The 12,516-nt window shown below is 68.9% G+C and carries 10 protein-coding genes and 1 pseudogene; 5 read left to right on the top strand and 6 right to left on the bottom strand.

Annotated features, from left to right (window positions below):
* Nucleotides 1–1,290 carry an ABC transporter substrate-binding protein gene (locus ACFULQ_RS40000; RefSeq protein WP_383554099.1) on the bottom strand — a complete coding sequence of 430 codons (1,290 nt, stop codon included), beginning with the start codon at nucleotides 1,288–1,290 and terminating at the stop codon, nucleotides 1–3.
* A gap of 591 nt (nucleotides 1,291–1,881) precedes the next feature.
* Between ACFULQ_RS40000 and ACFULQ_RS39995 the strand changes: the two genes are divergently transcribed.
* Nucleotides 1,882–3,963 carry an NPCBM/NEW2 domain-containing protein gene (locus ACFULQ_RS39995; RefSeq protein ID WP_383554096.1) on the top strand — a complete coding sequence of 694 codons (2,082 nt, stop codon included), beginning with the start codon at nucleotides 1,882–1,884 and terminating at the stop codon, nucleotides 3,961–3,963.
* Nucleotides 3,964–4,457: 494 nt separating this feature from the next.
* Here the strand turns inward: ACFULQ_RS39995 and ACFULQ_RS39990 are convergent, their stop codons facing one another.
* A complete protein-coding gene (locus ACFULQ_RS39990; protein WP_383554093.1) occupies nucleotides 4,458–5,921 on the bottom strand; it encodes a M14 family zinc carboxypeptidase in 1,464 nt (487 codons plus the stop codon).
* Nucleotides 5,921–6,274 (bottom strand): hypothetical protein, encoded by a 354-nt coding sequence (locus tag ACFULQ_RS39985; protein ID WP_383554091.1) that lies wholly within the window; start codon nucleotides 6,272–6,274, stop codon nucleotides 5,921–5,923. The genes ACFULQ_RS39990 and ACFULQ_RS39985 overlap by 1 nt, the downstream gene beginning before the upstream one ends.
* 402 nt (nucleotides 6,275–6,676) lie before the next feature.
* Between ACFULQ_RS39985 and ACFULQ_RS39980 the strand changes: the two genes are divergently transcribed.
* Both ACFULQ_RS39980 and ACFULQ_RS39975 read left to right on the top strand, forming a co-directional pair.
* Complete coding sequence (locus tag ACFULQ_RS39980) at nucleotides 6,677–8,014, top strand: S8 family serine peptidase (protein WP_383554088.1); 1,338 nt, start codon at nucleotides 6,677–6,679, stop codon at nucleotides 8,012–8,014.
* The gene (locus tag ACFULQ_RS39975; protein WP_383554085.1) at nucleotides 8,011–8,259 is read left to right on the top strand and encodes a hypothetical protein; all 249 of its coding nucleotides are present in this window, start codon (nucleotides 8,011–8,013) and stop codon (nucleotides 8,257–8,259) included. Before ACFULQ_RS39980 ends, ACFULQ_RS39975 begins: the two co-directional genes overlap by 4 nt.
* A 421-nt stretch (nucleotides 8,260–8,680) precedes the next feature.
* On the opposite strand, the gene ACFULQ_RS39970 is transcribed toward ACFULQ_RS39975, so the two are convergent.
* Both ACFULQ_RS39970 and ACFULQ_RS39965 read right to left on the bottom strand, forming a co-directional pair.
* Nucleotides 8,681–9,136 (bottom strand): hypothetical protein, encoded by a 456-nt coding sequence (locus tag ACFULQ_RS39970; protein ID WP_383554083.1) that lies wholly within the window; start codon nucleotides 9,134–9,136, stop codon nucleotides 8,681–8,683.
* Between the two features lie 537 nt (nucleotides 9,137–9,673).
* Nucleotides 9,674–10,360 carry a DUF2848 domain-containing protein gene (locus ACFULQ_RS39965; RefSeq protein ID WP_383554080.1) on the bottom strand — a complete coding sequence of 229 codons (687 nt, stop codon included), beginning with the start codon at nucleotides 10,358–10,360 and terminating at the stop codon, nucleotides 9,674–9,676.
* Nucleotides 10,361–10,521: 161 nt separating this feature from the next.
* On the opposite strand from ACFULQ_RS39965, the pseudogene ACFULQ_RS39960 reads away from it, so the two are divergent.
* A pseudogene (locus tag ACFULQ_RS39960) lies at nucleotides 10,522–11,325 on the top strand (MFS transporter); the annotation flags it as partial.
* A 72-nt stretch (nucleotides 11,326–11,397) separates the two neighbouring features.
* Here ACFULQ_RS39960 and tnpA read toward each other — a convergent pair.
* Nucleotides 11,398–11,826 (bottom strand): IS200/IS605 family transposase, encoded by a 429-nt coding sequence (tnpA, locus tag ACFULQ_RS39955; RefSeq protein WP_383554077.1) that lies wholly within the window; start codon nucleotides 11,824–11,826, stop codon nucleotides 11,398–11,400.
* Nucleotides 11,827–11,877: 51 nt separating this feature from the next.
* Between tnpA and ACFULQ_RS39950 the strand changes: the two genes are divergently transcribed.
* Nucleotides 11,878–12,516: RNA-guided endonuclease InsQ/TnpB family protein (locus tag ACFULQ_RS39950; RefSeq protein WP_383554074.1), on the top strand; the 639-nt coding region annotated here is incomplete at its 3' end.

The following is a 12,516-nucleotide window of genomic DNA, read 5'->3' as shown; positions in this document are numbered from 1 at the left end:
TCAGGCGCTCCAGATCTTCTGCGCGTCGCGCTGCCAGTCGGTGAGGATTGAGCCGATCGCCTTGGGTTGTGCGATGAACTTGGTCAGCGCGGTGTCGGCGGTGGGCTGCAGGGCGTCGCTGGAGTCCCGGTTGAAGAACTGGGTGATCTCGACCGCCTCGTCGATGTGGGCGCGGCCCTTCTTCACCAGTGCCGTGCCGGCGTCCTTGGCATCGGGGTTGCAGGGCAGGACCGTGCCGGAGGAGCCCTTGATGTAGATCTCCTGCGCCTGTGCGGTGGCGAGATAGCCCATCAGCTCGGTGACCCGCTCGGCGCGGCCGGTGCGTGCGCTGGCGAAGTAGCCGTCGACGGGGGCCTCTTCGGCGAGCGGCACCTTGGGGTCGATCACCGGGAAGCGGAAGAAGTCGATGTCGTCGAGGGCGTCCTTGGGGGCCGCGTCGGCGAAGAAGGTGCCGATCAGCATCATGCCGGTGCGTCCGTTGAGCAGCGCGGTCGTGGCGTCCTGGAAGGCGAGGGCGGTGCCGTTGGGGTCGAAGTACGGCAGCAGCTCCGTCCAGCGGTCGAAGACCTTGCGCACCTCGGGGTCGTCGAACCGGTGCTTTCCGGCGAGGAGTTCACGGTGGTACGGGGCACCGTTGATCCGTATGTCGAGGTAGTCGAACCAGGCGGAGGCCACCCAGGGGGTGTTGCCGCCGGCGCCGAGCCCGATCGGCGCCACCCCCTTGGACTTGAGCTTGTCGCACAGGTCGAGGAAGTCGTCCCAGGTCTTGGGCTCGCTCACGCCCCATTTGGCGAAGTTGGACTTCCGGTAGAACATGCCCCACCAGTAGTAGGTGGAGGGCACGAACACCTTCTTGCCGGAGCTCGAGGTGCACAGGGTGTTGAGCGCCGTGGAGTAGCGCTTGAGGTCGGGCGAGGAGGCCCACAGGTCGTCGAGGCCGAGCAGCAGGTCCTTCTTGGCGTAGGCGTCCGCCACCGAGCCGGGGTACCAGGTGTAGACGTCCGGCGGGTTGGCGGAGGTCAGGTAGGTCGGCAGCTGGGTGCGGAACGTCTCCGCGGCGACCGTGTTGAGGGTGACACGTCCGGTGTCCTTCTTGCCGTAGGCCGCGACGAGGTCCTCCATCGCCGCCTTGGCCTGCGGGGCGGACAGGTTGGACTGGAGGCTGACCGCGCCCGAGGACGAGGACTTCGAGGACGAGGTCGAGGTGACGCAGCCGCTGAGCAGCGCCGCCGTACCGGTGGCGCCGAGCCCGGCGAGGAAGCGTCTGCGGCTGGTGTGCGGGTTCGACATGGGTGGGTCTCCCTGAGGGTTCGCGCGGCGGGTCCGTGGGGTTCGGGGCTCGGACGGGCCCGGCGCGGCCAACCAAGATTCGCGTGGCGGTGCGGCCACGTCAAGATAATTACTAATTTATTTTCTCTGGGGCGGAGGGCGGCAGTGATGCCGGGGCCCTCAGCGGCTCGGGGGGTGCGGGGCGGGGATTCGTGGCCGCGGCAGGATCGGCCGCGGATCATGGTCCTCGGGTTCCGGCGCGGTCTTCGCGGCGTCAAGCCGCTCGCCACTCCCCCGAGTTCGGGGGCGGCGCGGCGACGACTCTGGCAGTCGGCCAGAGCCCTGTCAACATTTATTCCTAATTATTGTTGCCGGGCGGTCTGGCCGTGACTTGGAGCCCGCGCAGCCTGGCCACAGCTCGGATCCGGGCGGCTCCCCGGCCTGACGCGACCCCTAATGCTTAATTTAGTAATTAATCTTGACGCGGTCCCACACCCCCTGCAAGATCCTCGCAACCACCCGCAGGCAAGCGGACATCGACTGGTCCCACATACCCCCCGCCGCACGACCGGGACGGTCCGGCACGCCTGATCGGACAACGAAGGATCCGACGTGAAACGACATCTCACCGTCCTCCTGGCCCTGCTGACCGCGCTGCTGGTCGTTCAGGCCCCCGCCCACGCCACTCCCCCGCGCGGCGACACCGCGGTCCCGGCATCGGCCTCCCCACAGGTGCTGAGCCCGACGCCGTACATGGGCTGGAACACCTACTACGCACTCGGCGGCGACCCGACCGCGGCGGAGATCGAGTCGACCGCCGACTTCCTGGTCAGCAGCGGTCTGCGCGACGCCGGATACAAGTACGTCTGGATCGACGGCAACTGGGCCGCGCCCACCCCGCGCAGCGCGGCCGGGGACCTGGTCCCCAACCCCGCCCAGTTCCCTGACGGGCTGAAGCCGCTCGTCGACTACATCCACTCCAAGGGCCTCAAGGCCGGGATCTACACCGACGCCGGCCCCTACATCCCCGGCAAGTGCGGGCTGGGCAGCCACGGTTACTACCAGCGCGACGCCGACCAGTTCGCCGCCTGGAAGTTCGACGCCGTCAAGGTGGACTACCTCTGCGGCATCGCCGCCGACCTCGACCCGAAGACCGTCTACACGCAGTTCGCCAACGCCCTGCGCCACAACGCCAGCGGCCGCCCCATGATCTTCAACCTCTGCAACCCCGTCACCTCCCCGGACTGGGGCAACTACCCCGAGGAGCAGCAGTCGACGTACTCCTGGTCCTACGCACCGGCCATCGCCCAGTCCTGGCGCACCTACACGGACGTCGGCTTCGTCGGTGAGATCAAGTTCAAGGACGTGCTGCGCAATTACGACGCCAACGCGCGGCATCCCGAGGCGGCCGGCCCGGGACACTTCAACGACCCCGACTACCTGGGCCCCGAACTCGGCATGAGCGACGAGGAGTTCCGCACCCAGATGACCCTCTGGTCGGTCGCGGCCGCGCCGCTGGTGATCGGCAGCGACATCCGCAAGCTCAGCAAGACCTCGCTCGGCATCCTCGCGGACCGTGACGTCCTCGCCATCAACCAGGACAGCGCCGCAGTCCAGGCCGTCCGCGTCGGCCCGGCCGGCACGACGGAGACCTGGGTCAAGCGGCTCGCGAACGGCGACCGGGCCGTGGTGCTCCTCAACCGCGGCGACAGCCCGGCGACCCTGACCACCAAGGCGTCCTCGGTCGGCCTGAACGGAAGCCGGTTCACCCTGAAGAACGCATGGACCGACCAGATCACCGAGAGCGCCGGCACGATCAGTGCCGCCGTCCCGGCCCACGGCGCGGCCCTCTTCCGCGTCGCCCCGGCCACGGGCAAGCCCGGCCTCCCGCACGTCGTGGCCGGCTTGCCCCAGGTCACGAAGGTCGGCGGCGACACCGTGCCGGCCGGCATCGCCCCGGTGGTCGCCGGCGGTGACCAGGCGCGGGTCGTGGTCGACGTCCGCAACGACAGCCCGCAGCCCGTCTTCGCTCCGCGCGTCGAGCTGGCGGCTCCCACCGGATGGACGGCTCGCCCGACCGGAACCGCGCCGAAACAGCTGCTGCCAGGCGGCTCCGCGACCTTCACCTTCACGGTCAACCTGCCGGACGCCGCGGCACCAGGCAGCGCCACCCTGACCGCGACCACCACCTACGAGGCCACCGGCAAGAAGCGCCTACGACAGGAGACGGCCACGACGCTCGTGGTGGCACCGGCGCCTCCGCACGGCGACGTCGCCCTGTCCCACCACGACTGGATCAGCGCCACCAGCGGATGGATGACCCCGACCGTCGACCGCAGCGTCGGCGGCTGGACGCCGATCAGCCTGCTCGGGCAGGAGTACTCCACCGGTATCGGTGTCGCCTCCCCCTCCACCATCCGCTACTACCTCGGCGACCGCTGCACCCGGCTGACGGCCACCGTCGGCATCGACGACGCGGTCCGCAACGTAGGCCCGGAAGGCGGCACTTCGACCTTCCAGGTGCTCGGTGACGGCAAGGTGCTGTTCGACAGCGGTGTCCTCAACCGCGACGGCACCCGCCAGGCCGACGTCGACCTCACCAGGGTCCGCGTCCTGGACCTGGTGGTCGGCGACGCCGGGGACGGCGGCTACAACGACCGCGCGGACTGGGCCGGCTTGGACGCCACCTGCTGAACGGGACAGGTAGGGCCGCCCCGGCGGAGCGATCGCGCGGGGCGGGACCTGTCAGGGAGGCGAGCGGACCATTCAGCGAGGAAGAACGGCCTCGAAAAAGCCACGCCGCTGGTCAGGCGCCGTCGGTGATGGTCCGTCAGACCTGCCGTGTCACGCTGGGCTTCGACCTCGGCCAGCCACTCGGCCAGGGCCGCCTGGAGGAAGCGGTAGGAGTCACTGCCCAGGACCAGTCGCAGCGGGGCTGAAGTCTGCTCCACGCTGTCGATCATGGCATACCGGGCCGCCCTCTTGATCTGGTCGTCGACGATGGCGTCCGCGGGCAGGCACCCGCATAACGGCACGGTGCGTCACACCTCCAGCCTCGAGGCCCGGCCGCCAGCGACCCTTTGGCAACCGTCGGGACCACCCCCGCCGAGTGGCTGCGGCCATGGCCACGCTCCCTACCGGCCTCCGAACGAGCCCCGTAGCGTATCCGCGGCCTTCCCGGGTCGCATCTACTGCGGCAGCGGGCCACGCGCCGTCAGTTGTTGCAACACCTTGGCTGTCGACGCCCCTCTCGCCTGTTCCAGAGCCGCACCGACGGCTGTCAGATCGGTGCGCGCCTGAGCGTTCTCGGCTCCGAGCCGCTCGGTGAGTTCGGTCAACAGGGCGCGCCCCAGGTCGGCGTCCTCGTCACTGATGACGGTCTGCTCGTCCTCGAACAGCTTCCCAGCGCGTTCGATCAGCGTGGCGGCCCGGTCTGCCAAGCCCTCGTCGGTGAACAGCAGGGAGGCGACGGGCAGTTCGAGGCGTTCGACAAGGGTGATCCAGTCGCGGCCGGCCTCGGTGTTCGCGAGCACGTCGTCACGGACCCGGCGCAGCGTATCCACCTCGGTCTGGCGGTTGAGTTGTCGCAGGCCGATCAGGTCGAAGGCGCAGATGCTCTCCTGGGCGAGGGCCAGCATGCCCGCTTTGGCATCGAGTTTGATGGGCGTGGGGTCCGGCGGGTGGAAGGAGTCCTCGACGCTGGCGACCCGCGGGCCCGTCTCCAAGGTGAAGCCGTATGTCTTGCCCAGGGCGGGATCCGCGATGTGGCGGCTGTAGGCGTAGTCGCTCTGGGTGCCGGTGGTGGCGTAGAGCGTACGGCCTGTCTGCGGCGTGTAGGCGCTCCCGCGTACCGCCGCGATCGCGTCGACGAGCCGCTGCGCGACCGTGGTGAAGCGGAGCAGGTCCTGGGGCGTGATGTACTCCCGGTAGCCCGGGATGCCGATGGGCGCGCAAGTTCCGGTGGGCAGGCTCGTGAACCGCTGTGCCGCCGGATCGGTGGTCTGGTTCTCGGCGTGGCCCCACGGGTAGAGGACGAGTTCCGAGAACGAGTGCACGTCCGCGAAAGTGTGGATGCGCTCGGTGTCCAGCAGGTGCTTGACATTTCGAGTCTCCGGCTCGGAGAAGGCCTTGGACCCGGCGTAGATATCGGTGCAGGGGCTGCACGAGGTCTGACCCTCCGTCACTCCCCAGAGGATCGCCGCGTTACGGTTGAGGTCAACCCCGTCGCACGACGTCCCCGGGTTGTCGCGGAGATTCTTGCGCCACATGTTGTCGACGGTCAGTACCTTGGTGCGGCCGTCCGGATTGACGCAGGGTACGAACCACAGGTCGAGGCTCTCCAGGATGAGTCTGACGTCCTCTGCCGTCCAGGTGCGGCCGCCGTACACGATGTCGGTGCCCCTCAGGTAGCTCACGACGAGGTCGACGGCGAATTCCACCAGGGCGTCCGGGTTCATCAGTTCGCGCGCGTGAGTACCGCCCACGAACAGGACACCTCGGCGGTCACCGTCCTCGCCTGCACGCAGCCGCAGGGCGAACACCTGGCGGCCCTCGACGGAGGCCTCGGGCAGTTGGGTTCTTGTGCACAGCTGGGGGAACCATGTGGCGAGCAGCGAGGTCACGGAGTCGAGTTGGGGGACCGTTCGGTACATCACACACCTCCCGAACGCTCGATACCCTGGACGCGCTCCTCCAGCCACGCCCTCACCGAGTCGTCCTGTTCCACGAGTTCGGCCGGAAGGGGCCGCACGGGCACCTCGGCTTGCAGACGGACTTCGTAACCGCTCTCCAGCAGACGCCGGCACTCTTCCGCGGTGACGACCACTCGGACGTCGCCCTCCGGATCGGGGATCCGGTCCAGATCGAGGTCTGCGACGCCGAGGAGATCGCGGTTCGTCACACCGGGGTGGACCGTGGCGTCAAAACGCACCGTGGGGTTTTCACCCCCGGCACCTTCGGCGTCCCGACCTGGAGGCTGCTGCGGGCGTTCGGACGGTTCGTTCATGGCCGTCTCCTTCGGTGCGGTTCTCTCTGTCTCCTGGGCCACTGCGGCCCGGGGGGGGCTCCACAGAAAATGCCGAAACAGGACAATCCACCCCCACTTTCCACACTGAGTCGGGGTCGGTCCACTGTCAACTTCGGCGCGACAACTGGCAGTCGCGGCCTCCAGAACGGCTGGAGTTGCGCCGTGTTGCGGGCCCCTGTAGCCGATGCGACGGTGGACAAGAGGGCGTAGCCGAGACAGCGGCCCGGCGGGACAGTTCCGCGGACGACGGCTCACGCGTTGTCATTCGGCCTCACCGCGCCCCCCATCCCCGGAGCCTGACACCGCGCACCCCCGCGCGCGTCCACTGGCCCGGCAACACGGTGAAAACCCTGTACAAGCGCAGAAGAGGTGGGAAATTCAATGGCGAACGGACCCTTGGACAGGCGTGGCCTCGGAGACCAGCCGGACCGGCCTAATGGCGCCCTCGCGGACCATGGCTCGGAGTACACCGGTCGGTACGTAATCCTGCTCGACCCGAACCATCAGGACAGCGGACTGGACGCACTGCGTTCCGCCGCCGACATCGCGCCCGTAGAGCGTGTCCGAGGAACGGAGACCGCCAACGTCGCCGAACTCCTCGAAAACCCTGACGTGTCCGTGCACTTCGAGCAGATCAGCGCGGCCATCGTCGAAGTAGGACGTGAGCAGCGCCATGCACTGGTAACCGCGGCCGAAGCCGAGCCCTCGATCATCGCGGCAGAACCGGAGCGCATGGTCTACGCCTCGGTGATCGGTACGGCGCAGCAGCCGATGACCGAGTTCTTCCCGGCCTACCGCAGCGACGAGACAGTGGTTGAACGCCACACCGAGGCAGCGATGGCCGTTGCCCAGGGCCCGGCCTGGGACGAGGAGAAGTGCACCTGGGGCCTCCAGGCGATCCGGGCCAACGTGTCCACCCTGACCGGACGCGGCGTGAAGATCGCCGTACTCGACACCGGTGTGGACACCGACCACCCCGACCTGGTCGGGCGCATCGACGAGACGGCCTCCTTCGTGCTCGGGGAGAGTGTCGAGGACATGCACGGCCACGGGACCCACTGCATCGGCACCGCCGCCGGCCCGGCAAATCCCCAGAATCAGGAGCCCCGCTACGGCGTGGCGACCGAGGCCCGGATCCTCGCGGCGAAGGTGCTCAACAAAGCGGGCACCGGCACCGACGGCCAGATCCTGGCGGGCATCGACTGGGCGATCACCCACGGCGCGCGAGTGATCTCCATGTCACTCGGCGCTCCCGTCCAGCCGGGTGGGCTCTTCGTCCAGACGTACGAGACGCTGGCCCAGACCGCGCTGCGGCTCGGGACAGTGATCGTCGCCGCCGCCGGCAACGACAGCGAACGGCCCCAACGCGTCGAGCCCGTCGGCTCACCCGCCAACTGCCCCTCCATCCTCGCGGTGGCCTCGCTCGACAAGTCACTCACGACGTCGTTCTTCTCCTGCGGCGGCATCAACGGCCAGGGCGGCGAGGTCAACATCGCCGCGCCCGGCAGGAGCGTACGCTCGGCAGCCCCTGGCGGCGGGTACACGACGAAGTCGGGAACCAGCATGGCAACGCCGCACGTCGCGGGTGTCCTCGCGCTGCTCGCCGAAGCCAGTCCCAACGCCTCCGCGGCCGACCTCAAAGCCAGTCTCCTGTCGGGTGCGTTCCCGCTCACGCAACCCGTCGAGGACGTCGGCTCGGGTCTGCTCCAGGCCCCGTGAGTGAGTCCTCGCAGTCCGAACCGGTCGGAGTCATCCTCGCCGTCGACCCCGACCGGTTCGCGGATGTGATCGAGGCGGCGCGACAGGCCGGGCTGACCGTCACGGGCGAGCAGCCGGTTCTCGGCACGCTGTCCGGAACCATCGCCGAGGACCGGATCCCGGCGCTGAAGTCGGTCGCCGGCGTCGCCTCCGTGGACAAAGACCGCGCCATCCACCTCCCCCCGCCCGACTCCCCTCTGCAGTGACTGGCTCAAACAGATGCAGATCGATCATGTGGCTGTCTGCTTGATCGCTCGCACGGCGAGGACAGCCTGGCGTGCGTCCGCGGGATGCTCGCCCTGGCCCCATCGGCGCAGTCCGGCGACCGGGTCCAACTCGCCGACGTGTCAGGGGGCAGTGAGGTTGGCCAGAGCTCCGCCGCCGAGTTCCGCTCGAACCGCCCACCGGCGTTGTGCGGACGGGTCGGCCGACCTATGGGCTGGTCGGCGGGGCGACGACCAACTCGGTGGCCGGGTCGTGGTCAATCTGCGGAGAGCCGGCGACGATCATGGTGGCTCGGGCCCACGGCTGCTCTCGTAGCATGAACGGCAGTTCTTCCAACAGCCAGTTCGCTACGTGCTCCAGTTGCTCGGGGGCGTCACCGTCGCGGACAGCCAGCCGGCGCTCCTACTCCCCGAGATCACCCTGCATCCACACCGAGGCGTCCAACCACGGGGCCAGCTCTTCACGGATGACGCCGGTGCCCTCGATCCAGAGGACGTCGGCACCGGCAGGGACGGTGATCGATCCGCGTCGGCCGTGAGTGATCCAGGCATCAGGGCGGAAGTCCACCGCCTCACCCCGGTACAGGGGTTGCAGGATGTTCTCGACGAGCACGGCGCTCCAGTCGAAGTAGGCGTGATTCCAGGCGATGTCGTCGGTGTGCACGACGGCGGAGTCGGACACCACCTTGCGCAGCCGCTCGGCCAGGGTCGTCTTGCCGGCACCGCCCCGACCGTCGATCGCGATCACCCGCGGACGTCCGCAGACGCCGGGTGATGCATCGCGCAGCTGCCGGACGGCTTCACGCACGGCCACTACCCGCCAGCCAACGGCCTCGGTCTCGCCTGGATGCAGACGCATCGACAACCTGCTTCCGGAGGTGCGGACACGCGTCCGGCCTGCCCGGACCGTCCACCGATCGCCTGACCCTACCGACTCATACGTGGCGAGTGCCTTGGAGCGGAGCTGGAGACCAGGCGATCCGGCTGTTCTGCCCTGCTTCGCAAAAGTCCGATGCCCCGGCCCAAAGGCCGGGGGCAACCTCGGAGGAACCCGGTGACCGGGAGATCGGCCGCCGTGATCGCCTCGTTCGCCACCCCGTGCGCCGGGTGTGTCGCATCGAGGGCGGCCAGGAGAGCAGCGGCGTCCGCGATGACGGTGATCACGCGCCCGGTCCGGAGTCGGTCTCGCGGCAGACCGCATTGGCAACCAGATCGCGGACCTCGGCCTTGGACGGCGTACGCTCCTGCCCTCCGAAGGCGCGGCGCGGCCACGTGTCCGGGCCGAGCAAGCGGGGTGCGGGGCTTCTGCCGGGATGCGACCCCGTGACCAACATCGGCGAGCCGGCCGGCGGGCACGTCGTTCGCGCTCTGCCGGCCTCGACATCGCGCCGTCGTGTCAGCCGATGGGTGCCGGCATGGGCTGGACGTCGTACTGGAGGCGGATCGTGTCCCCGGTGGCAGGGTCGGACAGTTCCACGATCCAGCCGTCGGCGAACTGGTCGACGCCCGGGGTCATCGGGATGGTGCCGGAGATCAGGACGGTGCCCGGCGTGAGCGCGCCGCGCGAGCGCAGGACGTCGACCCAGTAGGTGGGCGTGAGGAGTTCGGCGAGGGTGCCGCGCTGGATCTCGGTTCGCGTGTCGCCGTGAGTGACCCAGGCGCGCAGGGTGAGGTCGTCGAGGCGGGACTCCACGTCGGCCAGACGCCAGGCCCGGCGGGCGAGGACGTCGGGTCCTGCGTTCTTGCTCCAGGCCACACCGTGCACCTCCAGGTCGCGGTCGGTGTGGTCGCAGGCGGCGGTCAGCAGCAGCTCCCCGCCGTCCGCCACGACGAGCGCCCACTCCGCCTCGCCGGAGGTGTGCCCGTGCTGCGCGTGAACGCGGTCCGTCTGCTGGGCCAGGTACGGGGAGACGGGGTAGAGGGCCGGCGTCACGGACGGGCCGGGCACGCCCAGTTCGGCGAGCTCCGCGACGTGCGCGGCGACGTCCTCCTGGCTGCGCCCGGCGTACCCGGCGTTGAGGACCTGGACGACGTCGATCTCGCGCGTCGATCCGTCGGGCAGTTCGAAGGTCAGCACGGCCATGAGGGCACTCCCAGGGGTCGGGTGAGGGGACCGCGACGGCGATGGATCTCCACGTTTCGCCGCGGTGAAGTTCTCGCGCAGGGCTTGCGCATACGACCTGTATACAAGAAGTATGCCGGAAGGTCGATGTCCCCCGGCCTTCCCCAGCAGAGATGGAAACCATGTCCGACACCCCGAAGGACGACGCCCAGGCGTCCGGTCAGACGCCCGATCGGCACTCCGGCGTCCGCCGGGCCTTCGTCGCCAGCCTCACCGGCACGGCCCTGGAGTGGTACGACTTCGCCGTCTACTCCGCCGCGGCCGCCCTGGTCTTCGGCGACCTGTTCTTCCCCTCGGAGGACCCGCTCACCGGCACACTCCTGGCCTTCTCCACCTATGCCGTCGGCTATGTGTCCCGCCCACTGGGCGGGTTCGTCTTCGGCCGCCTCGGTGATGTGATCGGCCGCAAGAAGGTCCTGATCGCCACGCTCGTCCTCATCGGCGTGGCCACGTTCCTGATCGGCGTCCTGCCCGCGTACTCCACGGCCGGCGTGGCCGCCCCGATCGCCCTGGTCGTGCTGCGCTTCGCGCAGGGCGTCGGCGTCGGCGGCGAGTGGGGCGGCGCCGTACTGCTGTCCAGCGAGTTCGGGGACCCGCGCCGCCGCGGCTTCTACGCCTCCGCCGCCCAGGTCGGCCCGCCCGCCGGAAACCTGCTGGCCAACGGCGTCCTGGCCGCCCTCGGCGCACTGCTGACCGAGGCGCAGTTCGAGTCATGGGGCTGGCGGGTGGCATTCCTGTTCTCCGGCGTGCTCGTCGCGTTCGGGCTGTGGATACGGGCGAAGCTGGAGGAGACTCCGGTGTTCAAGGCGATGGAGGCCGAGCACTCCCGGCCCCAGGCCCCCGTCCGCGAGGTGTTCGCCACACAGCGCCGCGCCCTGCTCGCCGCGATCCTGTGCCGCGTCGGCCCCGACGTGCTGTACGCCATCCCTGATCTTGCGTGGGTATCCCCGGCTTTAGCCGGGGAGGGAAACGCATCTTAAGACTGATCTGACTGGCACTCAGAGCGTAAGTTTTTGCTGTTCGATGTACTGGCGGATCACCGTGAGTGGCGCTCCGCCGCAAGAGCCCGCGAAGTAGGAGCGGGACCAGAACACGGAGCCCATCCCGATCCGGTTGATACGGGCGGTGTACTCGGCCCGCAGGTAGCGGGAGCTGACGCCCTTGAGGCTGTTGATCAGCTTCGACAGGGCGATCTTCGGCGGGTAGTGCACGAGGAGGTGGACGTGATCGGCCTCGCCGTTGAACTCGCGTAGCTCCACCTCGAATTTGCCGCGCACCTCCCGCATGATCTCCTCGCACCTCTTGAGCATGGCGTCATCGAAGATGCCCCGCCGGAACTTGGTGACGAACACCAAGTGAGCGTGAAGGGTGTAGGCGACGTGACGACCGGTGCGGATATCAGGGTTTGGCTCCCAGCGGGGTGACATACGCCAAGGCTAGAGTGCTCTTTGCAGCTGACCAGGAAGGGGGTGGGCCAGATGATCCGCGCGTACAAGTTCCTCATGCGGCCCACCATGGGCCAGCAGAGCGCGCTCACCGAGATGCTGCGCGATCACTGCTCCCTCTACAACGGGGCCTTGCAGGAACGCCGCGGCGCCTACCGGCACGCTTCCCAGACGCGTATCACATACGGTCAGCAGTCGATCCAGCTCAAGGACGTCCGGGCGTTCGATCCGGAGCGTCAGGGCCGTTGGTCGTTCTCCTCGCAGCAGGCCACGCTTCGCCGTCTGGACAAGGCGTTCCAAGCGTTCTTTCGGCGGGTCAAGTCCGGTGCAGCGCCGGGCTATCCGCGTTTTCGTGGGGTGAACTGGTTCGACACGGTGGACTTCCCCAAGGACGGCGACGGCTGCCGCTGGGACTCCACCCCGCACGACCCCGTCACCCGCGTCCGCCTCCAAGGCGTCGGGCACGTGCGTGTGCACCAGCACCGGCCCGTGGTCGGCAGGGTCAAGACCGTATCGGTCAAACGCGAAGGGCGCCGCTGGTATGTGGTGCTGACCGCCGAGCAGGCGCAGCCCGAGCCGCTGCCCGCAACCGGCAGCGTGGTCGGCATCGACCTGGGCATCGCCAACTTCCTCGCCGACTCAGGCGGCCGGTTCGTACCCAACCCACGCCAC

Origin of the sequence: Streptomyces sp. NPDC057253 (assembly GCF_042669125.1) — a bacterium.
Taxonomy (GTDB): Bacteria; Actinomycetota; Actinomycetes; order Streptomycetales; family Streptomycetaceae; genus Streptomyces.
Note: the sequence above shows the minus strand (reverse complement) of the source record. Positions and strands in the feature narration are given on the sequence as shown.

What these genes read in the sequence shown, in the direction of transcription:
- ACFULQ_RS39980 (WP_383554088.1), top strand. Translation starts at nt 6,677, where the DNA reads ATGGCGAACGGACCCTTGGACAGGCGTGGCCTCGGAGACCAGCCGGAC.
- tnpA (WP_383554077.1), bottom strand. Translation starts at nt 11,826, where the DNA reads ATGTCACCCCGCTGGGAGCCAAACCCTGATATCCGCACCGGTCGTCAC.
- ACFULQ_RS39990 (WP_383554093.1), bottom strand. Translation starts at nt 5,921, where the DNA reads ATGTACCGAACGGTCCCCCAACTCGACTCCGTGACCTCGCTGCTCGCC.
- ACFULQ_RS40000 (WP_383554099.1), bottom strand. Translation starts at nt 1,290, where the DNA reads ATGTCGAACCCGCACACCAGCCGCAGACGCTTCCTCGCCGGGCTCGGC.
- ACFULQ_RS39985 (WP_383554091.1), bottom strand. Translation starts at nt 6,274, where the DNA reads ATGAACGAACCGTCCGAACGCCCGCAGCAGCCTCCAGGTCGGGACGCC.
- ACFULQ_RS39965 (WP_383554080.1), bottom strand. Translation starts at nt 10,360, where the DNA reads ATGGCCGTGCTGACCTTCGAACTGCCCGACGGATCGACGCGCGAGATC.
- ACFULQ_RS39970 (WP_383554083.1), bottom strand. Translation starts at nt 9,136, where the DNA reads ATGCGTCTGCATCCAGGCGAGACCGAGGCCGTTGGCTGGCGGGTAGTG.